The sequence below is a fragment of the Paenibacillus chibensis genome, from assembly GCF_004001045.1.
Classification (GTDB): domain Bacteria; phylum Bacillota; class Bacilli; order Paenibacillales; family Paenibacillaceae; genus Paenibacillus_AQ; species Paenibacillus_AQ chibensis.
In genome coordinates this window covers 1-22,456 of record NZ_BIMK01000041.1, presented here as the reverse complement: position 1 = coordinate 22,456, position 22,456 = coordinate 1, and the positions used below count along the sequence as shown (strand labels likewise).

The following is a 22,456-nucleotide window of genomic DNA, read 5'->3' as shown; positions in this document are numbered from 1 at the left end:
ATGTATGACATCATGATGCAGCGGGATTGGGATAACCTCGGCGTGCTGGCCAGAAACCGCGCCAAGAGCCGGGCTTATTTTATCCCTTATTCGGACCGGGAGGGCGCTTTGAGCTATGACAGAGGAAGCTCGCCTTGGTTCAAATCGTTAAACGGCATCTGGAAGTTTGATTTTGCGGAGGGGCCGGAGCTGGCACCAAAAGATTTTGATAAGCCGGAATTTGACACTGCCGGATGGGACGATATCCGCGTACCCGGACACTGGCAGCTGCAGGGATACGGGCATCCGCATTACACGGATCTGTATTACCCGTTTCCGGTAGATCCTCCGCATGTGCCGAACGACAATCCGACGGGCAGCTACGTAAGGGAGTTTGATATTCCTTCCCATTGGGACGGACAAAAGGTATGCATCAAATTCGACGGCGTGGACAGCGCCTTTCATGTATGGCTGAACGGTTCGCTGGTCGGCTACAGCCAGGGCAGCCGCCTTACCTCCGAGTTCGATCTGACGCCGTACTTGCAGGCCGGGACCAACCGTCTGGCCGTCCGCGTATATCAGTGGTCGGATGGCAGTTATCTGGAGGATCAGGATATGTGGTGGATGAGCGGCATTTTCCGGGACGTCTATCTGGTGGCTGAGCCTGCGAGCGTCCGCCTGACCGATTTCCGGGTCGTAACCGAGCTGGACGCGGCATTCTCGAATGCGGTGCTGTCGGTCCATGCAGATGTGGAGGGGGAGGACGCCGCAGGCAAAATCCGGCTGCAGCTGCTGGATCATGCGGGAAAAGAGCTGTTATCCGCCGAAAAGCCGTTGTCCGGGCAGGTGCAGGCCGAGTTCAATCTGCCTGTTTCCAGACCTGTCTTATGGAATGCGGAGTCCCCATACTTGTATCATCTTGTGCTGACCGTGCTCGATTCGTCGGATCAGGTTACGGAGTCTATCGCCCAACGGGTGGGCTTCCGCCGCGTGGAGGTGCAGAACGGTCAGTTCCTGGTCAACGGGAAGGCGATCCTGCTCAAGGGCGTCAACCGTCATGACCATCATCCGAATACGGGCCGTACGGTGACACCGTCCACGATGCTGCAGGATATCAAGCTGATGAAGCAGCATAACATTAACGCCGTGCGTACGGCGCATTACCCCAATGATCCGCGGTTCTATGATCTGTGCGACGAATATGGCCTCTACGTGATGGAGGAAACGGATCTCGAAACCCATGGCTTCGAGCCGCTCGGCAATATTTCGAGGCTGAGCGATGATCCGGCCTGGAAGGAAGCTTATGTGGACCGGGTTCGCCGCATGGTGGAACGGGACAAAAACCATCCGTCGGTCATTTTCTGGTCGCTTGGCAATGAATCGGGCTTCGGCTGCAACTTCCGCGCGATGTCCGAATGGTGCAAGGCGCATGATTCCACGCGGCTTGTGCACTACGAAGAGGACCGGGAAGCGGAAGTGTGCGACGTTGTGAGCACGATGTATTCTTCCGTGGAAAAAATGGAAGGCTTCGGGCAAATGGAGGACCATCCAAAGCCGCATATCTTATGCGAGTTCGCCCATGCGATGGGGAACGGACCCGGAGGTCTGCGGGCGTACTTCGACGTCTTCGACAAGTACCGGCGCCTGCAGGGCGGCTTCGTCTGGGAGTGGATCGACCATGGCCTCAGCCGCAAGTCGGCGGACGGCAAAGAAGATTACGCGTACGGCGGAGATTACGACGATGTGCCGAACAACAGCAACTTCGTCATTGACGGGCTCATCCGCCCGGATCGGACGCCATCGCCGGGGCTGATCGAATATAAGAAAATAATCGAACCCGTCCGGGTCGAAATGATCGGCGCCGGCCGGATCCGCATCACGAACCGGTATGATTTTATCGGCCTGGATCATCTGCGGGCGCATTACAGCGTTACGGCTGACGGACGCGTCTTGGACAGCGGCGTGCTGGACCTGCCGGATATCGGCGCCGGAGAAAGCCGGGAGGTCACGGTTCCGATGCGGAGCGATTTCCCGCTTGCATCGGCGGAGCCTGCCATGGAGCACTGGCTGAACATCGGCTTTACGCTGGCGGCGGAATGCGATTGGGCTCCGCAGGGGCATGAAGTGGCTTGGGCGCAGTTCGAGCTGCCTGCGGCTTCGGATGGTCCATCCGGCATATCGGCTGAAACGCATAAGCATCGGGATACGCTTACCGTTTCTGAAGCGGACCGGGAGCTTGTTCTCGCGAGTGACCGGTTCCGCATGGCCGTGGATCGCCTGCGTCCGGGCATCGCTTCGCTCCGCATCGGCGGCAGGGAGCTGATCCGGCGCGGTCCCCGCCTGAATTTCTGGCGCGCGCCGATCGACAACGACATGTACGTGCTGCCGGATTGGCGCAAAGCCCATCTCGACCGGCTCTCGGAGCGGGTCGACGGCTTCCGTTGGGAGCGGCTGGATGAAGCTGCGGTACGGATGACCTGGATTTCGCGGATTGCGCCGCCGGTTCATGACTGGGGCTTCCGCTGCCAAGTCTCCTATACCGTGACCGCAAGCGGACTGATTACAATGGATGTCAGCGGCAAGCCGGAAGGAACGCCGCCATCCATGCTGCCGAAAATTGGTCTGCAGCTGGAAATTCCGGGCGACATGGAGCATGTTCGCTGGTACGGCCGCGGGCCGGGCGAAAGCTACTCCGACAGCAAGGAAGCGGCACGAGTCGGCGTATATACGGATACAGTGGATGGACTATTCACGCCGTATGTCTATCCGCAGGAGAACGGAAACCGGACGGATGTCCGCTGGATGTCCATCACGGACGGAGCCGGCATCGGCCTGCTCGCCGCAGGCGCGCCAGTATTCGAATTCGGCGCAAGCCGTTATACGGATGGCGATGTGGAAGCCGCCCAGCATCGAAGCGATCTGACGGCACGTGATTTTATTACGCTCAATCTGGACTACCGGCAAAACGGTCTCGGCAGCAACAGCTGCGGACCGGCCCAGTCGCCGGAGCATGCCGTCAAGCCGGAGCCTTTCCGGTTCCGGATTCTGCTTCAGGCGTACACGGCAGAGGATTCTTCGCCTGAACGCTTGAGCCGGAGAATGGCGTCGGAAGCCAAACACCATGAAATGGAGGAGGAGAACCATGCTTAATACACAGGACGTTTTGAACTTAACCGGCAAGGTGGCGGTCGTTACGGGGGGAGCCTCGGGGATCGGCCTGGCCACGGCCGAGCTGCTGGCGAATTTCGGGGCACATGCCGTGCTGCTCGATATTAATGAGACAGCCGGGGAGAAGGCGGCTGCAGACATCCGCGGGCAGGGAGGACAGGCCAGCTTTTTCCGCTGCAATGTCACCTCGGCCGAGGACTGTGAACGCGTTGTCTCGGAAATCAGCGCTGCGCTTGGAGGCATCCATATCCTGTTCAATAATGCCGGGGTGATCCGCCGCAAGACGGTAACCGAGCTGGAGGAGAAGGATTGGGATCTGGTGCTGGACGTTTCGCTCAAAGGGGTCTTCCTCCTCTCCAAGTATGTCATTCCGGTCATGGAGCAATGCGGGGGAGGCAGCATCATCAACACCGGCTCCGGCTGGGGCCTCAAAGGCGGAGACCGCGCGGCGGCATACTGCGCGGCCAAGGCCGGCGTCGTGAATCTGACGAAGGCGATGGCGATCGATCACGGAGCAGCCAATATCCGCGTCAACTGCGTGTCGCCCGGCGACACGGATACGCCGCTGCTGCGCGACGAAGCGAAGCAGCTAAAACAGGACGAGGCCGCGTTCCTGGTCGCTTCCGCCGGCGGACGTCCGCTCGAGCGTCTCGGCACGCCGCGCGACATCGCGAATGCCGTATTGTTCCTGGCGAGCGATCTTTCCTCTTGGGTGACCGGCAGCGTGCTTGTCGTTGACGGGGGCGGCATTGCTTAAATCGGACATTTCTTTCATTCATTCAACACGAACGGAGGCGTTTCATTTGGCTGACAACAGAACGTATGCCCATCCTTATATTCCGAATACCGTCCCGGAAGTCCGGGACGCCATGCTGAAGGAAATTGGCCTGACATCCATGGATCAGCTCCATGACGCCATTCCGGACAGCCTGAAGCTGGACCGGGAGATGAACATCCCGCCGGCGATGAACGAGTATGAGCTGCGCCGCCATATCGAGGGCCTGCTGGCCAAGAACAAGCATGGCGCCGATTACTTGAATTTCCTCGGCGCCGGCTGCTGGCAGCATTTCATCCCCGCCGTATGCGATGAGATCAACCAGCGCTCGGAATTCGTCACCGCCTATGCGGGAGAGCCGTACGAGGACCACGGCCGTTTCCAGGCCCTGTTCGAATATCAGAGCCTGCTCGCCGAGCTGGTGGATATGGACGTCGTGAACGTGCCGACCTTTGACTGGGCGCAGGCGGCTTCCACCGCCATCCGGATGGCCGGGCGCGTTACGGGCCGGAAGACGGCGCTGATGCCGCGATCCGTCGACCCGGATAAGGCGGCGATCATCCGCAATTACTGCATGCCCGTGATGGATATTCAATATATCGAGATCGATCCGGCTACCGGAAAAATCGACGTGGACGATCTTCGCGGCAAGCTGAGCAGCGATGTGGCCGCGGTTTATTTCGAGAATCCGGGATATCTCGGCATCATCGAGGACCAGGGGGGGACGATCTCCGCTCTTGCCCATGAAGCGGGCGCGGTTTCCGTCGTGGGCGTCGATCCGATCTCGCTCGGGGTATTGGAGCCGCCGGCACGCTACGGCGCGGATATCGTCTGCGGCGATTTGCAGCCGCTCGGCATGCATATGAACTATGGCGGCGGGCAGGCGGGCTTCATCGCCACGCGCGATGAAGAGAAGTTCGTGATGGAGTACCCTTCGCGCCTGTTCGGCATCGTGCCGACCGAGGTGGAAGGCGAGTACGGCTTCGGAGACGTCGCTTATGAACGTACGTCCTTCGCTCTGCGCGAGAAAGGCAAGGAGTCCGTAGGGACCCAGACCGCCTTATGGGGAATCACGGCAGGCGTCTACTTGGCGCTGCTCGGACCGGCCGGCATGCAGGAGGTCGGCAGCACCATCATTCAGAAGTCGGGCTATGCCGCCAAGCGTCTGGCAGAAATTCCGGGGGTTTCCCTTCGCTTTGAGGGCGCCTTCTTCAAGGAATTCGTCGTCGATTTCAACAAGACAGGGCTGACGGTCGCCGAGATCAACCGCCGTTTAATGGACGAGGGGATTTTTGGAGGCAAAGATCTGTCCGCGGGCTATCCGACATGGGGACAATGCGCGCTGTACTGCGTGACGGAGATTCATACCCAAGCCGACCTGGACCGTCTGGCGGCAGCGCTTCGCTCGATTGCAGGCACATCATCGAACGGATCATAAGGAGGAGGACGAATACGCCATGAAACGGATCATCAGAGACCGCAAGGTACGCCAGTTCCACCAAGCCAAATGGGATGAGCCCGTCATTTTCGAGCTTCACCGCGCGGGCGAGCGGGGCGTCATCCCGCCGGGAACCGAAGCCGCCGTGGCCGCCGAGATCGGCAGCGCGGCGGACCGGATTCCGGCTTCCATGCAGCGGGCCGCCGCACCCGCGCTTCCGGAAATCGGCCAGGCCAAAGTGCTGCGGCATTATCTCCGATTGTCCCAGGAAACGCTGGGATCGGACTTGAACGTCGAGATCGGGCAGGGGACCTGCACGATGAAATACATTCCCCGGATCAACGAAATGCTGATCCGCAATTCGCGCATGACCGAACTGCATCCGCTCCAGGATGTCGATTCCGTGCAGGGTATGCTGGAAATTTTCCATAACCTCGATCTGGCGATGCGTGAAATTTCCGGCATGGATGCATTCTCGTTCCAGCCCAGCAGCGGAACGCAGGCGCTGCTCGCCATGGCCTCGATCGTCCGTGCCTATCATGATTCCCGCGGCGAGGGAGAGCAGCGCGACGAGATCATCACGACCATCTTTTCGCATCCTTCCCAGGCTGCAACCGCAGCGGTGAAGGGATATAAGATTATTACGCTGCATCCGGACGAGGACGGGTTCCCGGATCTGGAGAAGCTGAAGAATGCCGTTTCCGAACGGACGGCAGGCTTTGTCGTCGCGAACCCGGAAGACACCGGCATTTACAATCACCGTATCCGGGAATTTACGGACGTCGTGCATGCCGCCGGCGGCATCTGCTATTATGACCAGGCGAACGCCAATGGTCTGCTCGGCATTACCCGGGCCAAGGAAGCGGGCTTTGATATGTGCTTCTTCAACCTGCACAAAACCTTCGCTGCTCCTCATATGTGCGGAGGACCGGCGACCGGAGCGCTCGGCGTGACCGATGCATTGAAGCCGTTCCTGCCGGGACCGCTGGTAGACCGCGAAGCTGACGGGCATTATGTGCTGAAGCAGCAGGGCGATCTGAGCATCGGCAAGGTGCGAAGCTTCCACGGCGTCGCCCAAACCGTTCTCCGCTCCTATGCCTGGATCCTGAGCCTTGGCGCTGAAGGACTGAAAGACGTGGCTCAGGTCGCCGTATTGAACAACAATTACCTGTACCATAAAATCCTGCAAATTCGCGGTGCAAGCGCTCCTTACATCAAAGGGCGGCGGCTCGAGCAGGTGCGCTACAGCTGGAAGCAGCTGACGGACGAAACGGGCGTCACGACGGAGGATATCACGCGCCGGATGTGCGATTTCGGACTTCATTACTGGACGTCCCATCACCCGTACATCGTACCGCAGCCGTTCACGCTGGAGCCGACCGAATCCTATTCCAAGGAGGATTTGGACGAATATATCCATGCGCTCGAGCATATCTCGCATGAAGCTTATACGAATCCGGAGATCGTCAAATCCGCCCCGCACAGCAGCACGGTACACCGCAATGACGAATCATCGCTCGACGATCCGAAGCAGTGGTGCATTACATGGCGCGCCTATTTGAAGAAAACGAGCCCGGAGCTGCAGACGCAAAGCCAAGCGTGAGCCAATCAGGTTCATGCGTTCAAGAGGCCCTTTTAGGGCCTCTTTAGTTTTTCGGAAAAGCATCTTCAGCGTCCATTCCAAGCTTCTATAGTCGGTTACGATACGATATAATAGAGTAAACAACTTCTCTGGATCCGCTTGCATGACCTCTTGAATCTTCCGCAGCCTGGCCCAACATGTATCTTTTTCCTGCAAATCAATTCCGAAACATCACCACTTCATGACTTTCTCTTCCGTATCATGACTCTTTTGAATATCAAACCCATTCCTACAAGGATTATCAGGCAGGTTTCCCGTTTAATAACAGATAGGGTGATTGTCCATACTTGTACACGGTAAAAGAAGCCTAAGCGTGGCATGACGCCGCGAGTATGCTTTTTTCATATCAAGTGAATCAGCGCCTCTCTATTTTAATCAAAGGAGAATCAGCCATGAAAAGAAAAGAAGTTGTGGCCATGCTGCTGGCTGGAGGGCAGGGCAAGCGCTTGAAGAGCTTAACGAAAACGCTGGCGAAGCCCGCGGTCTATTTCGGAGGTACATACCGGATCATCGATTTCCCCTTAAGCAACTGCTCCAATTCTGGCATCGATACGGTCGGCGTTCTGACTCAATACGAGCCGCTTGTGCTGCACTCCTATATCGGCGTCGGCAGCGACTGGGACATGGACCGCCGCAGCGGGGGCGTTTACGTGCTGCCTCCTTACGAGCGGGAAGATGGAACAAGCTGGTACCGCGGAACCGCGGATGCCATCTACCGGAATATGAAGTTCATCGAACAGTATGATCCGGAGCATGTGCTGATATTGTCAGGCGATCACATATACAAGATGGATTATGACCGCATGCTGCAGTACCACAAGCAAAAACATGCCGACTGCACCATTTCCGTCATCGACGTGACCCTGGAGGAAGCTACGCGTTTCGGGATTCTGAATACGGACGACGATTTGCAAATTTACGAATTCGAAGAGAAGCCTGAGAAGCCGAAGAGCACCTTGGCATCGATGGGGGTGTATTTGTTTAAATGGGACGTGCTGAAACAATATTTGCTGCAAAACGTGGAGCAGCCGGATACGAGCCATGATTTCGGCAAAGACATCATTCCGATGATGCTGGCTGAAGAAAAAACGCTGTATGCCTATCCGTTCCAAGGATACTGGAAGGATGTCGGCACGATCAACAGCCTGTGGGAAGCGAATATGGATCTGTTGTCAGAGACGTCGGAGCTGAATCTGAACGATCCGGACTGGCGGATCTATACACGCAATCCGAACCAGCCGGCTGAGTATATCGCGCCGGGAGCGAAGGTGCGGGGCTGCATGATCAATGAGGGCTGCTCCGTATACGGCGAGGTGAGCCATTCCGTTCTTTTTTACGGGGTCGAAGTGGGAGAAGGCAGCGTCGTGACCGATTCCGTCATCATGCCGCAGGTGAAGATCGGACGAAACGTGCGGATTCACCGCGCGATCATTACCGAGAACCTTGTGATTGAAGACGGCACGGTCATCGGCGAGGGACTCGGAGAGGACAGCGAAATTTTATTGGTTACGGGCGACAATGAAGCCGCACCAAGCATCCTGGATTCGTCCCCAACCCCAACCCTTTAATAGGACTGCATCATCCTGAAACCCAAAATAAAAAGGACGGTGTCAATCATGAAGGAACTGATGGGCGTCATTAACCTGGATCATGAGCTGGATCAATTGAATGAGCTGACGTATTTCCGCTGCGGGGCGGCCGTGCCGTTTGCCGGCCGTTACCGGCTGATCGATTTTGTGATGTCCAACATGATGCATGCAGGCATTCTGGATATCGCGCTGTTCGTCCGGCGGAAATACCGGTCGCTGCTCGACCATCTCGGGGAAGGGAAGCCCTGGGATTTGGACCGTAAACGGGGCGGGCTGTTCGTTCTGCCTCCCGATTGGAACGATCCGACGGATGTTTCCACGGGCGAACTCCAGCATATTCATAATAATCTGGACTTTTTTGAGCGAGGTTCGGCCCGGTACGTCGTGTACTCCGGAAGCCAGCATTTGAGCAATGTCGATTTCTGCGATGCCTATGCCTACCATCTCGAGCAGGGAGCCGACGTTACGCTAATTTATACTAAGACGCAGCAGATTCGGCCCGAGCATCAGGCCTGTACCCGACTGGACGTGGATGAAAACGGAAGGGTGACCGATATTCATCTGGAGCGCGAGCATCCCAACCTGTATATGGAAATGTTCATCATGGAGAAGAACATGTTCCTTCATCTCGTCAGACAGTGCATCGCTCACGGGGAGAGCCACTTTTTCCGCGACGCCATCCAGAAGAACCGCAGAAAGCTGAACATTGCCGGTTATGAATACAAAGGATACCATGCGGTGATCAACTCGCTCGAGAGCTATTACCGCAACAGCCTGGATTTGCTGAAGCCGGACACGTATCATTCGCTGTTCCGCGAGCAGCCAGTCCACACGAAGATCAAATACGAGGTGCCGGCCAAATACCTGAATACTGCCGATGTGAGCAATTCTCTGGTGGCGAATGGCTGCCAAATCGGAGGATCGGTGGACGGCAGCATCTTGTTCCGCGGGGTCCAGGTCAAGGAAGGGGCCCGGATCCATAACTCGATTATTATGCAAAAATGCATTATTGAAGAAGACGTGGTGCTGGAGAACGTCATTTTAGACAAAGACGTCGTCATCTCCAGAGGCCGCAAACTGCAGGGCGATATTAGAAAGCCGTTTGTAGTGGCGAAAGACACCGCGATTTAAACCTATGCGTCAGGAGGACACTTCTTTTGTTTAACAACAAGGAATTATTCAAGACTGCGTTTAAGGAGCAACTGGTCAGCCGTTTGGGAAAAAGCATGGATGAAGCGACCGCAGGCGATATTTACAAAATTCTCGGCAATCTGATCCGCGAAGTGATCGGACGCGAGTGGGCGGAGACCAATCAGGAATACAAAATCCAGCAGCAGAAGCAGGTGTATTATTTTTCGATGGAGTTCCTCATCGGGCGGCTGCTCGGGAATAATCTCTTGAACCTGGGACTGCTTGAAACTGTGCGGGACGGCCTGCTCGAGCTGGGCTGGAATCTGGAGGAGATCGAGGAGCAGGAGCCGGATGCCGGTCTCGGTAACGGAGGCCTGGGCCGACTTGCTGCCTGTTTCCTCGACTCTCTCGCTTCCCTCGGCTATGCGGGCCATGGCTGCGGAATCCGTTACAAGTACGGCCTGTTCGAACAAAAGATCATCGATGGGCATCAGGTTGAGCTTCCGGATGACTGGCTTCAAAAAGGAAATGTATGGGAAGAGCGCCGGCCTGACAAAAGGGTCTTGGTGAGCTTCTGGGGCCAGGTGGAGATATCCGAGGAGAACGGCAGAACGGTTTTCCGCACGGTAAACGACGAGAAAATTTGGGCTGTGCCTTACGATGTGCCGGTGATCGGTTACGGCGACCTTCATGTGAACACCCTGCGGCTGTGGAGCGCCGAATCGGCGATGGATCCGGCCCGAATGCGGATGCAGGGCCAAAACAGTTATTATAAATTTCTGGATTACAACCGTTCGGTCGAATCCATTTCCGAATTTCTGTATCCGGACGATTCCGGCTACGAAGGCAAGCTGCTTCGTCTGAAGCAGCAATACTTCCTGTGTTCTGCAGGGCTTCACAGCGTGCTGCGAACCTTTGAGAAGCTGGGCCGGCCTTACACCGAGCTCCCCGACAAGGTGGCCCTCCATATTAACGATACCCATCCGACCTTGCTGATTCCGGAGCTGATGCGGATATTGATCGATGATCAGGGGTTCGGCTGGGATGAAGCCTGGGATATTACCACGCGCACCGTATCCTACACCAACCATACGCTGCTCAGCGAAGCGCTGGAGAAGTGGCCCGTTAATATGGTCAGGGAACTGCTGCCGCGCGTGTACATGATCATCGAGGAAATCAACAAGCGTTTCTGCGGCATGCTGCTGGAACGTTTTCCGGGGCGGCAGGACCTTGTCGACCAGATGGCCATCATCGAAAGCGACCAGGTGAAAATGGCCCATCTGGCGGTGGTCGGCAGCTACAGCGTTAACGGCGTGGCCCAGCTGCATACGGATCTGTTGAAACAAGACGTCATGAAGCCGTTTTACGAGCTGTATCCGGAACGCTTCAACAACAAGACGAACGGCATTACCCATCGCCGCTGGCTGATGCACGCGAATCCGGAGCTAAGCCGTTTGATCAGCGAGACCATCGGGACGGAATGGATTCTGAATCCGCATCAGCTGCTGAAGCTGGAGGAATATAAAGACGATCCGGCATTCCAGGAATCGATCATGCGCATCAAGCGCGGCAACAAGCTGCGTCTCGCGGATTATATCCGGCAGAAGCAGGGGATCTCCGTCGATCCCGATTCCATCTTCGATGTTCAGGTGAAACGGCTTCATGGCTATAAAAGGCAGCTGATGAACATTTTGCACGTCATGCACTTGTATAACGAGATCAAGGATCATCCGTCGGAAGAACGGGTTCCGCGGACCTTCATTTTCGGGGCCAAGGCGGCGCCGGGGTATTATTTGGCGAAAAGCATCATCAAGCTGATCAATGTCGTGGCCGACGTGGTCAATAAGGATCCGCAGATGAACGGCAAGCTGAAGGTGCTGTTTCTGGAAAACTATTCGGTGTCTTTGGCGGAGAAAATCATCCCGGCAGCCAATGTCAGCGAGCAAATTTCCACGGCTGGCAAAGAGGCGTCCGGTACAGGCAACATGAAGTTCATGATGAACGGCGCACTGACGATCGGTACGCTGGACGGCGCCAATGTGGAAATGCATCAAATGCTGGGCGACGACAACATGTTCCTGTTCGGCCTAAGGTCGGAAGAGGTGCTGCAGTATTACCGATCCGGCGGCTATCATGCCAGGGAGATGTATGAACGGGATTCGCGGATCAAGCGGGTAATGGATCAGCTGGTGTCTGCCGGTCCGTTTTGCTGCCATGACCTCGAGTTTGGCCTCATATCCCAATCCATATTGGATTTGAATGACGAATTTTTCGTGCTGCGGGATTTCGGCAGCTATGCTGACACGCAGGCGGCGATTGACCGGGCTTACCTCGATACCCAGGCCTGGGCCGCCAAGTCCATCGTCAATATCGCGCATGCCGGACATTTTTCCAGCGACTGCACGATTAACCGCTACGCCGCCGATATATGGAAGATTCGTCCGGTGCAGCCGGCGATTCAGGTATGACCTATATGAAGCCTAACGAAAACGGCAGTCCCATGGGACTGCCGTTTTTTTCGCGTCTATTCAAGATTCGTAAGCGACTTGGCCTGCGCCGCCTTCGCGCAGCAAATGCCGGTAATTCGATTTCACGAACTCAACGACCTTGTCGCAGATGATCCGGTGCCCCTCCCGATTCGGATGGATGCCGTCGGAGCAGAGGAATTGGGTGAAATCAGGATGCTCCAGAAAAGCCCCGCGCACATCGATGTACTTGGTTTTGGTCAGCTCCGATACCTTCAGGATGGTCGAATTGTAGCGTTCCTGCCACCAATAAATTTTAGTCACGCTGCCGAGCCATTTCAGGATGTTGCGCTCCGCCTCGGGATCGTTCTGGCTGACCCATTTAAAATACTTGTCCGCATTCAGCGGGGGAAGGCTCATGAGAATCGGAATGATCTGCTGGTTTTTCAGCTCGTTCACCGTTTCAGTGAGCATTTGTTCAAACATATTAAAGTCGGTTTTCGGATAATGCTCCGCCTCGGGATTGGTTGCGATTTCGTTCCAGTTAAAGTCGCAATCATTGCCGCCGTACTCGATCAGCACGATGTTGGGTTTCTCCTTCAGCACATCCTTTTTCAGGTTGCTGATTCCTTTCAACAGCGTGTTTCCGAATCTTGCCGTATTGCGGACCGCGCCCTTCAGTTTATTTTGCAGAAGGGATACATAATTGTCCTCCAAAATCACGTACTTCTTTCGAACCTCGTCATAGATAACGCCCTTGGAGATGGAATCGCCCGACACGATATACTTGGCACCGTCATCCCCAAAGTCCAGATTAAATCCTCCCACAGCTTCACCCCGTTTCCATGTTTTTTCTCTTCCTCTATTGTAGTGTAGCCGCTTCTCGTAAAGCAAGTGCCCTCATTTCTAACTTGCCTTCTTGCATGGTATAATTACCAAAAAAGGAGTGATCTCATGACAGTAGAATTCCAAGTTCAAGCTACACCCAATCCGAATTCCATCAAAATTAACACGAATACAACCCTGTTTGAAGGTCCGAAAAGCACATCCCTGAAAAGCGGGGAAGCAACCGACCATCCGCTTGCGAGCGCTTTGATCCGCATCGAAGGGGTCGATAACATCTTTGGTATCCGGGATTTCGTAACGATCAGCAAGACGCCGGATGCCGACTGGGACGACATTCTGCCGCAGGTTGAAGCCGCATTTAACTCGGTTTACGCATAGGCCGAAGGAAATTGCATGTTTTTACCTACCTGTCCTTTGTATCGCTGGTGCCTTAAGCACCAGCGATATTTGCGTTTATCTCCATTTTTGCTTTCGTCTTCCGGTCGCACCTGTATCGGTATGTTAAATTCTGCAATACAGCATGTAGCAAAATTTTCTAATTCCTTAGGATGAGATCGCCTTTATAGTCAAAAAGATATGCGTTCCATAGCCTGATAGCCTATTTCCCTGAAGCGGAAAAGATGCTTCTAGTTACCTTGTCGTAGTCAAGTTTTCCTGGGTTGCTAGGCCGATCTCTCGACCCGTTTGGCCTATTCACAAGGCATGACAATTGTGGTTTTCTGAATAATAGTGACGATGGGTGACTGGCTTGCTTAAATCGAGCCGAAGTTTGACTAATGCAGGAGGCCTAGGAATGACGGAACAAATAGGTAGAAGAAAACTGTCTTTTTCAATTCGAATACTGCTATCCGCCTTATTTTTGACAGGACTTGTGGGCGAGTCCGGCTGGGGTGAGGGACATCATGCTTCAGCGGCGGCAGCTCCGGCGGTGCAGCGCCAGACCTTTACGGATATTAAAGGGCATTGGGCGCAGGAGCAGATCGGGGATATGGTGAAGCAGGGGATTTTGGACGGATATCCCGACGGAAGCTTCCGGCCGAACGAGCCGGTGAAGGTGGACCAGTTCATCAAGATGCTGATCCTGTCCTTCAGCGATTTGCATCCGAATCAGGAACGGAGCTGGAAAGGTTCCTTTCTCGATATGCTGTCCGAAGAGAACCGGACGATCCTGAAGCAGGATTACCGTTATTTTAACTTTAAGCCTGCCATGACCGGATATTGGGCCAAGCCATACATAGACGTCGCAAGCGACCTGAACTTTTTGAGTAAAAGCCGATTCAGCGATTTCCAGTCAGATATGACCCGGGAAAACGTGGCCGAGATTGTTTTCTATACGCTTCAGGAAACGGAGTTTCTGGAGGATGAGCAGTTCAGCCGCTCGGTGGCCCAGGCATACGGGGATTTGACGAGCGCGAATGACCGGGAGCAGAAATTTATTGCCGAATCGCTCATTAAGGGGATTATGCAGGGGTACCCGGACGGCAGCTTCGGCGTGGGGCGCTACGTGACCCGCGCGGAATCTCTTGTTATCTTGAACCGTCTCACGGATAAAGCAAAGCGTGTACCAATCAAGCCCGAATCGGATAAGCTTCAACGGCTTGTACCGACGGCAGGCGGCGGGCAAAAAATCGTAGCCTTCCCCGACAAATCCATGTGGGATGCTTATGAAACGTTGATCAAAGCCGGCAAGCTGCGCGGTACCAACTATGACCTGTTTGAGACAACGCTGCGCCTGTACAAGGACGAGAAGGAGAAGAAGGCCGTGCAGCAAAGCACCGGCATCGGCAACGTAGGGGCAGGGACGCCGGTTCCGCAGGAAGAAGCCGCGATCTGGCTGGATCCGACGTTCAATACCTACGGCATTACCGTCCGGCTTCGCGAAGGCACGCTGGCGCGTAACAAGGAGTCGATCGAGCTGTTCTCCAATCAGCTGTTCAGTTATGATGCCGCTCTGTTCCAGCGCTGGTTCGATTCGATCTGTACCGAGGTGGAGGCAGGACGGCCTCTGGCATCCAAACAAGCGAATGTCGGTCCATATACGGTTAACGCTTTGGTCGACAACGCGCAGAAGACCGTAGTATTCTCCGTTGCGGTCAAGAAATAACTTGCCATGCCCATGAAACGGCATGAATCACAATAAAGCTCCCGCACCGTGCAGTGCTTGATGGATCAAGGCGCTGCTTCCGGTGCGGGAGCTTTTTTCTGAACTTCCCATGCATGCTGCTCTGCATGACGATTCTTGTATGGAGGAGATGAGCTTATTCGGGCGGGAATCTCAAGCCCTGGCGGCTGCGGGTATATTCATATAATCCGGCCATCAGCTCCAGCGACTTCTTGCCTTCTTCCGCATCGATCCAAAATGGCCGTCCATCCCGGACATGCCGGTAAAAATCCGCGATCAGCTTCCGGTGGCTCGTTCCCCAATAGGATTTGCCGCCTGCTTTGGTCTGCGGAGGCTCGCATAGCCGGGTTTCCTCTCCATCCTTCCATAGATAGAGCGAATCGCGGCGCTGGGTCAAAACCCCGTTCTCAAACACGATCTCCAGCTCCACGGGCGAATCCGTTCCGTAGGCCGTCGTCCCGTAAAAGAGTGCCCTGGCACCGCTCGTGAAATCGATGCATGCATGGGCGGTATCTTCCACTTCAATTAAATCGGCGAGCGCGTCGGCGGTCACGCTGCCCTTGACCGAGGATATGGCTCCACCGAACCACTGCAGCAGATCCAGGGTATGGAGCGTCTGGTTGATCAGGACGCCGCCGCCTTCCGTGGCCCAGCGGCCCCTCCACGGCGCGCTTTCATAATAAGCTTGATCGCGGTGCCAGGTGACAATGCCTTTCATGCAGATCAGCCTGCCCAAGCTTCCGGAGGCGATGTATTCGTGAATCATCTGCGAGGCGGCGTTGTACCGGTTCTGGAACGTGACGCCAAGCTGTCCACGGCTGTTTCGGGCCGCCTCCAGCAAGGCGTCGGCGGATGCCGGGTTTTCGGCCATCGGCTTTTCGGTCAGAACATGCTTTCCGGCTGCCAACAGCTCCACCGCCATTTCCGCATGGAGATGATGGGGCGTGCATAGATGAATGACCTGAATGTCGTCCCGCTCCAGCAAAACCCGGTAGTCGGCGGCAGCCTCGCATGCATAACGCGCAGCGGCTGCTTGCGCTTTCGGCAGGTCTGAATCTACCACGAGGCGAAGCCCCGCATCATCCAGTTCCATAACCGCATCCGCATGAAGGGGGAAAATAGCTCCGCAGCCGATGATGGCTGCTCCTGTCTTATTCATCATATCCCGTCCTCTTTTAAGAATTTACCTGGATAATGGAACGAGTAGGCGCTCGGCAATGGCTTAAGAGATGCGGACCGCCATTTCCTGCGCTTTCAGGCAGAGTTCGGCGGCCTTGAAGGCATGCTCCTGCGTCATAGCGTTCTCGGTACGGTTGAGGCAGTCGAGAATCAGTTGTCCGAAGAACGGATATCCGATCTGTCCGTGAACGGCAAAATGCTGCTCGCCGTCCTTATTGACGAGGAAGACGTGATCCCCTTCCGAGTCCCGTGCAACGTCAATGTATTTGCGGAGCTCGATGGTTCCTTCCGTTCCGATGATGAACGTTCTACCATCGCCCCAGGTACGGAGTCCGTCCGGCGTAAACCAGTCCACGCGGAAGTATTGGGTGGCTCCGGTATCGCCAACCAGCGTGGCATCCCCATAGTCCTCCAGCTCCGGGTATTCGGGATGGTTATAGTTAGCGATTTTGCTGTGAAGCACCTGCGCGTCCTTGCTGCCTGTATAATACAGAAACTGTTCAATTTGATGGCTGCCGATGTCGCAGAGAATGCCGCCATATTGCGCCTTCCGGAAAAACCAATCCGGCCGCGAAGCCGCGCTCAGCCGGTGCGGGCCGAACCCGGTCACCTGCAGCACGCGCCCGATGGCTCCGTCATGGATGAGCTGCCCGGCATAGATAGCGGACTCCACATGCAGCCGTTCGCTGAAATACACCATATACTTCCGGCCGGTTTCACGGACCTTGGCCCGGGCGGACTCGAGCTGCTCCAGCGAGGTGAAGGGAGTCTTGTCGGTAAAATAATCCTTTCCGGCGTCCATCACCCGCAGACCAAGGGCGCAGCGCTCTGATGGCACTGCCGCTGCCGCTACCAGGCGCACGGACGGATCCTCCAGAATCTGCTCCAGGCTGTCCGCCACGGCAGCACCCGGGAAGTGGGCTGCGAAGGCTTCGGCCTTGGCGCGGTCCGGATCAAATACCCATTTCATCGAAGCGCCCGCTTCGATAAGTCCCTGGCTCATCCCCTGAATATGACCATGGTCCAGGGCGGCTGCGGCGAAAATGAATTCGCCCGGCTTCACCACAGGGTTGGGTTTGCCCTGCGGAGCATAATTCATTCCGTCCTGTTTCTGCGTCATAGCTGCTGCATCCCTTCCCACATGAATTGCCCGTACTGCTTCAACAGCTCCTTCGAGTCATACTGCTCGCTGAAATCTTCAATGCCGAGGTAGCCGTCGTAGCCGACGCTCTTCAGATCCTGAAGCAGGCTTCCGAAATTCACGATGCCCTCTCGCATCGGGGCCCATTCCGAGCGCCAGTTGGCCGTTCCGTCCTCGCGGCGTCCGTCCTGAACCCAGCGGGCGTTTTTGATGTGGACATGCGCAAGGTAAGGTCCAAGCAGCTCGATGCCCATGCGGAAATGCTCGTAGCCTTCGTGGACCATGTTTCCGGGATCGAACAGGACGCCGATGTGGTCAGGGTCGCATGCGCTGACGAGCCGGTGAGCGAGGCTTGCGCTAGGTGAAATGGTTCGATGATGCGTCTCAATAACGCCTTTCACGCCGTATTGCTTGGCCATCCGCTCGGCTTCCTTTATGTAGCGCGCCGTGGCTTCGTACAGCTCGGGGTAAGGCTTGCTCCCGTCATAAGACGCGACGCCGATGCGGATCATTTGAGCCCCCAATAAGCGGGCTGTATGGAAAACATGCTCGGTGGCATCGAGGTTAAGGTCGTTCAAGTAAGGCGTAATGCTGACGATCTCCAGGCCTCCGCCTTCGGTGATTTCTTTATATTTGAGCATTTCAGCGTCCGAGAGGGAAGGATCGATCGAGCACAGGTTATTCCCCCAGAATGACGTTTGTTCACCCGCGGCCTCGGCCGGCACTTCCTTGAATCTCCATTCCACGCCGTCCAGACCGGCTTCACGGGCAGCTTTCACCAATTCTTCCGGGTTTAGGTCCGGAGTGACTACAGTAAATACGGAAAGTTTCATCGCCTTTGCCTCCTGCCTTGTATTAGTGTGTTCCTTTAACGTCAAGCACAGTTTGTGCGGATGCTTCTTTACGGAAGGTAGAATTCCGGATTCTCTCCTGGAGCTTGTCGTAGAAAAGATCTTCGTCCAGCGGCAGATCCACCCAGTCATCGGTCCAAGCCGACAGATGCATCGCGTTGGAGATCGTCAGGCCGAGAATGCCGTCTTCTCCAGGAGCAAGCAGCTTTTCGCCATGCAGTAGGGCATTCGTGAAGTTTTGCAGGATGCCTTTATGCTGGGGTCCGTGTCCGTCCGGTACCGGGATGTCGCAGGTCCAGCATTCCGGCTGCCCGAACCCGCCTGTATATTCGCGGTTGAACTGCGGCTCGGGTACTCGCAAACGCCAGAAGGTCAGCTTGCCGTCTTCGATCAGGATTTTGCCGTTATCGCCGCTGATCTCATAGCGGTTGGTTCCCGGGCTTTCGCCGACCGTCGTCACGAATACGCCCGTGGCGCCGTTTTCGTATTCCACGTAGGCGGTGACATCGTCTTCAACCTCAATGTTGCGGTATTTGCCGAACTGACAAAACGCGCGTACCCGTTTCGGCATCATGCCGGTCGTCCACTGCCACAGGTCGAGCTGATGGGGGTCCTGATTCAGCAGCACGCCGCCGCCTTCGCCGGCCCAAGTCGCACGCCAGCCGCCCGAATTGTAGTAGCTCTGTGAACGGTACCAGTTTGTAATGATCCAATTTGTTCTTCTGACCGTGCCTAGCTCGCCGGATTGAATCAAGTCACGCAGCTTGGCATAGAGCGGATTGGTGCGCTGGTTATACATAATGCCGAATTGCTTGCCGGATTTGGCCGCGGCCTCGTTCATTTCCCGAACCGCTTTGGTGAATACGCCGGCGGGCTTTTCCACCAGCACATGGTAACCGTTTTCAAATGCCTGAATGGCCATGCCCGGATGATCATAATGCGGCGTGGCGATCAGCACCACGTCCATCGCTTGGGAGGCAAAAAATGCTTCCGGCGTATCAAAGAGCTGCACCGATTCGGACAGGTTGTTTTTTGCCCAATGCAGCCTGTCAGGATTCGTATCGCAAACGGCTGCCAGTTCGGCGCCGCGAATTTCCCCGCTCAGACTGAGGGCATGCGTGGAGCCCATATTTCCGATTCCAATAATGCCAAAGCGTACTTTTTCCATGAAGGTATTCCACCTTTCCTATCTGCTATTCACCCTTAGCTTAGCTTGAAACGAACGCGTTGAGAATGAATTAGACTAAGAGGCTTTTGCACAAAATTAAGGTGTTTTGGATAAATACAAATGTTACAATAAGGCTGAAACACAGGGGAGGGGATATCGATGGCTCAGGAGCTTGAAGTGTCTGGACGGCTGCCGGAAAGCTTGACGATGAATATCAGCTATGCCCAATACCGTGAGGGGTTTCCGGGATGGAACCGGACCGAGATCGCACCAGCATTTCACCGTCTGTATTTTATTGCTGGAGGCAGCGGGTCGGTTGTCCTGAACGGCGTTACCTATACGCCCAAAGCGAATCAGATGATGATTATGCCGGCGGGCACGAGCCAGATGGCGCTGACGGAGCAGGAGGATCCTTATTCGCGGTATTTTTGCCATTTTGATGCACAGGTGGGAGAGTGGCCCTTGTTTTCGGCGGATAGCAAGCTCTATATCTGTGACGCCAAGGATCCCGAATTCATAGCGCGTACGTTTACAGAAATGGTGGAGCTTTTTCACAATGGCGGCCCTTTTTCGGTTCTGCGTTTGCAGGCATGTCTGTTCACCTTGCTCGCCAGTTGTCTCGAAGATGGGGGTTATACGGATTTCTGGAAGGATTTTTTGCAGCAAACCGAATCGAGCAAGCTTAGGGATGTACTGGCCTATATCCATGGACATCTGCATGAACCGATGGAGATCGAACTGCTGGCGGATATCGTGCATTTGCATCCGAATTATTTTATTCCGTATTTCAAAAAGATCATGGGGGTCACACCGATGCATTACGTTCAGCGCAAACGCATGGAGGTTGCCAAGCGACTGCTGTCCTACACGGATGCACCCATTTCGGATATTGCGGATCAGATCGGCATGCAGCTGGCTTATTTTTCGCGGCAGTTTAAGGGTCACACCGGCCTGTCGCCTACGGCGTACAGGGCCTGCACGAGTTAAATAAGCTTAACCGCTTTGTTCGCTATATACATATAGAACTGAAGAAAAAGAGGATTTTACTGCTGCATAATAAGGCAGTGGAAAAAGGAGCGTATTTTCAAGGAGGAGCCCAATGCAACGAGTTCATGGATTCAGGTTTCGAAAGGCGAAAAAGCCGGCTGCGGAGGCAGTCGGCTTTTTGTTGCGCTCATCTATGGTTGAACCTTAAACGTTATCGGAATCCAAAATATCTTGGACCACCTCTGCAAGGGTGACAATCTCGAGCGAATGTTCCATGGCTTTCTGTGCGGTAGAAAACTGTTTGTTCAGTGACTGCTGAATATTTCTGCCGACGATGCAATCCGGATTGGGATGCTCGTGAGAGTTGAATAAATCGTTTTCTGCTACAACGTTCACAGCCTTATATACATCCAGGAGCGTAATTTCCGAAAGCCCCTTGGCAAGTTCTGACCCCGGTACGCCTGCCCGTACATTCACGAGGCCAGCCCCCTTCAGCATGCTCATGACTTTACGAATGACGACGGGATTGGTATTGACGCTGCCGGCAAGGTGCTCGGAAGTGTTGGTTGCCTTATCCTTGTTGATTGCCAGCAAGCACAAAATGTGTATCGCGACAGAGAATCTGCTGCTGATGGACACGGTACATCCCTTCTTTCTTCCTATACGAATATACTCATTTATAACATGCCTATACTATCGTTACAAGTTCATGGAGATATCCATATGCTTGACAAAAACTCATATTGTAACTATTATAGTTACATGTAAACGTAATGTTTACATCTAGCTGGATATGACAGAATTTTCATCCACGCCGGCAACTCAAACTGGGGAGGTAGAATATATTGAAAATCGCAGTCGTAGGCGCAAGTGGCAAAGCAGGCAGTTTAATCTATCAGGAGGCCGTAAACCGGGGGCATGAAGTAACCGCCATCGTTAGAAACGCATCCAGACTTCAAGGGGAGCATCCATCGGTCATCGAAAAGGATGTGTTCCACTTAACCTCTGAGGATCTGAAACCATTTGATGTGGTAGTGAATGCCTTCCAGGCACCTCCGGGAAGCGAGCATCTGCACGTAGAAGCGGGAAGAGCCCTCATTGAAGCATTAAAAGGCGCTCCGAATACGAAGCTGTTTGTCGTTGGCGGCGCGGGAAGCTTGTTCGCGGACGAGGCCGAAACCTTGAAGGTGATGGATACGCCTGATTTCCCGAGCATCTATTATCCAACCGCTTCGAATCAAGGCAAAAACCTGGAGGATCTGCAGCAGTCGGAAGGCATTACATGGACTTTCCTCAGCCCTTCGGCATTTTTTGATCATGAGGGCAAGAGAACAGGAAAATATCAGGCAGGCAAGGATCATCTGCTGACGAACTCCAAGGGAGAGAGCTATATCAGCTATGCCGACTATGCAATCGCAGTCATAGATGAGATCGAGAATCCGAAGCACGTGAATGAACGCTTCACGGTCGTAGGAGAGAAAAACTAACTATATAATAGATGTAGTAATATCAGATATCCTATTGAATCGGTCTGGGCGGAAGGATGCCCGGGCCGGTTTGCATGTTAGGGCTGCAATGATCCAATGAACGCGGTGAAAAATAAAGTTGGTCATTGTAAAATTTTGTCGCTTGCACTCAAAATCTAATCATGGTACATTATAAATCCGGCCGATGAACATCGATCGGAAATGAGTTTTAAAAAGAGCTTGAAAAAAGAAATTAAAAAAACTTCTTGCAAAGCTCGAAAGAACATGATATTATATAAGAGTTGCTGCTGAGACAAAATGTTGAAGCGGAAACGAGAAAAAATTTGATCTTTGAAAACTGAACAACGAGTGAGATAAGGCTTTGCTTGCAAAGCCGATAGCGAAGCGAATTGGTTCGAGCCTTCTGGCTGAATGATTCGCGGAGCATAAATGAGATTAATATAATGAAATTTCCGATTTGGCTTTGCTTAATCGAAAATGTTCATTGT

At 54.5% G+C, this 22,456-nt stretch carries 17 protein-coding genes; 11 read left to right on the top strand and 6 right to left on the bottom strand.

Annotation, left to right across the window (positions count from 1 at the left end):
* The 7 genes from lacZ (at position 1) to PCH05_RS24130 (ending at position 12,190) form a co-directional block, all read left to right on the top strand.
* The gene (gene lacZ, locus PCH05_RS24160; RefSeq protein WP_127606749.1) at positions 1–3,129 is read left to right on the top strand and encodes a beta-galactosidase, LacZ type; all 3,129 of its coding nucleotides are present in this window, start codon (positions 1–3) and stop codon (positions 3,127–3,129) included.
* On the top strand, positions 3,122–3,904 hold the full coding sequence (locus tag PCH05_RS24155; RefSeq protein WP_127606747.1) for an SDR family NAD(P)-dependent oxidoreductase: 783 nt from the start codon (positions 3,122–3,124) through the stop codon (positions 3,902–3,904). Before lacZ ends, PCH05_RS24155 begins: the two co-directional genes overlap by 8 nt.
* 46 nt (positions 3,905–3,950) lie before the next feature.
* Entirely contained in the window at positions 3,951–5,360 is a 1,410-nt protein-coding gene (gene gcvPA / locus PCH05_RS24150) for an aminomethyl-transferring glycine dehydrogenase subunit GcvPA (RefSeq protein ID WP_127606745.1), read from the top strand.
* Positions 5,361–5,379: 19 nt separating this feature from the next.
* Positions 5,380–6,963, top strand: a complete 1,584-nt coding sequence (gcvPB, locus tag PCH05_RS24145; protein WP_127606743.1) for an aminomethyl-transferring glycine dehydrogenase subunit GcvPB — start codon at positions 5,380–5,382, stop codon at positions 6,961–6,963.
* Between the two features lie 431 nt (positions 6,964–7,394).
* Positions 7,395–8,570 carry a glucose-1-phosphate adenylyltransferase gene (locus PCH05_RS24140; protein WP_127606741.1) on the top strand — a complete coding sequence of 392 codons (1,176 nt, stop codon included), beginning with the start codon at positions 7,395–7,397 and terminating at the stop codon, positions 8,568–8,570.
* 48 nt (positions 8,571–8,618) lie between these two features.
* Positions 8,619–9,722 carry a glucose-1-phosphate adenylyltransferase subunit GlgD gene (gene glgD, locus PCH05_RS24135; RefSeq protein WP_127606739.1) on the top strand — a complete coding sequence of 368 codons (1,104 nt, stop codon included), beginning with the start codon at positions 8,619–8,621 and terminating at the stop codon, positions 9,720–9,722.
* A 26-nt stretch (positions 9,723–9,748) separates the two neighbouring features.
* Positions 9,749–12,190: a glycogen/starch/alpha-glucan phosphorylase gene (locus PCH05_RS24130; RefSeq protein WP_127606737.1), complete on the top strand. Its 2,442-nt coding sequence runs from the start codon at positions 9,749–9,751 to the stop codon at positions 12,188–12,190.
* A 60-nt stretch (positions 12,191–12,250) separates the two neighbouring features.
* Here PCH05_RS24130 and PCH05_RS24125 read toward each other — a convergent pair whose 3' ends face one another.
* The gene (locus tag PCH05_RS24125) at positions 12,251–13,015 is read right to left on the bottom strand and encodes an SGNH/GDSL hydrolase family protein (protein WP_218030546.1); all 765 of its coding nucleotides are present in this window, start codon (positions 13,013–13,015) and stop codon (positions 12,251–12,253) included.
* 126 nt (positions 13,016–13,141) lie between these two features.
* Between PCH05_RS24125 and PCH05_RS24120 the strand changes: the two genes are divergently transcribed.
* Both PCH05_RS24120 and PCH05_RS24115 read left to right on the top strand, forming a co-directional pair.
* Complete coding sequence (locus tag PCH05_RS24120) at positions 13,142–13,411, top strand: NifU N-terminal domain-containing protein (protein WP_127606735.1); 270 nt, start codon at positions 13,142–13,144, stop codon at positions 13,409–13,411.
* Positions 13,412–13,826: 415 nt separating this feature from the next.
* The gene (locus PCH05_RS24115) at positions 13,827–15,137 is read left to right on the top strand and encodes an S-layer homology domain-containing protein (protein ID WP_127606733.1); all 1,311 of its coding nucleotides are present in this window, start codon (positions 13,827–13,829) and stop codon (positions 15,135–15,137) included.
* A gap of 154 nt (positions 15,138–15,291) precedes the next feature.
* Here the strand turns inward: PCH05_RS24115 and PCH05_RS24110 are convergent, their stop codons facing one another.
* From PCH05_RS24110 to PCH05_RS24095, 4 genes are all read right to left on the bottom strand, one after another.
* Positions 15,292–16,314: a Gfo/Idh/MocA family protein gene (locus PCH05_RS24110; protein ID WP_127606731.1), complete on the bottom strand. Its 1,023-nt coding sequence runs from the start codon at positions 16,312–16,314 to the stop codon at positions 15,292–15,294.
* A 63-nt stretch (positions 16,315–16,377) separates the two neighbouring features.
* Entirely contained in the window at positions 16,378–17,454 is a 1,077-nt protein-coding gene (locus PCH05_RS24105) for a Gfo/Idh/MocA family protein (protein WP_127606729.1), read from the bottom strand.
* A complete protein-coding gene (locus PCH05_RS24100) occupies positions 17,451–18,308 on the bottom strand; it encodes a sugar phosphate isomerase/epimerase family protein (RefSeq protein WP_127606727.1) in 858 nt (285 codons plus the stop codon). The genes PCH05_RS24105 and PCH05_RS24100 overlap by 4 nt, the downstream gene beginning before the upstream one ends.
* A gap of 22 nt (positions 18,309–18,330) precedes the next feature.
* Entirely contained in the window at positions 18,331–19,494 is a 1,164-nt protein-coding gene (locus tag PCH05_RS24095) for a Gfo/Idh/MocA family protein (protein WP_127606725.1), read from the bottom strand.
* A gap of 159 nt (positions 19,495–19,653) precedes the next feature.
* Between PCH05_RS24095 and PCH05_RS24090 the strand changes: the two genes are divergently transcribed.
* The gene (locus PCH05_RS24090; protein ID WP_127606723.1) at positions 19,654–20,481 is read left to right on the top strand and encodes a helix-turn-helix domain-containing protein; all 828 of its coding nucleotides are present in this window, start codon (positions 19,654–19,656) and stop codon (positions 20,479–20,481) included.
* A 204-nt stretch (positions 20,482–20,685) separates the two neighbouring features.
* Here PCH05_RS24090 and PCH05_RS24085 read toward each other — a convergent pair whose 3' ends face one another.
* The gene (locus PCH05_RS24085; RefSeq protein ID WP_127606721.1) at positions 20,686–21,120 is read right to left on the bottom strand and encodes an Rrf2 family transcriptional regulator; all 435 of its coding nucleotides are present in this window, start codon (positions 21,118–21,120) and stop codon (positions 20,686–20,688) included.
* Between the two features lie 206 nt (positions 21,121–21,326).
* Here PCH05_RS24085 and PCH05_RS24080 point away from each other — a divergent pair, with 206 nt between their 5' ends.
* Positions 21,327–21,968, top strand: a complete 642-nt coding sequence (locus PCH05_RS24080) for an NAD(P)-dependent oxidoreductase (RefSeq protein WP_127606719.1) — start codon at positions 21,327–21,329, stop codon at positions 21,966–21,968.
* Positions 21,969–22,456 lie beyond the last annotated feature (488 nt).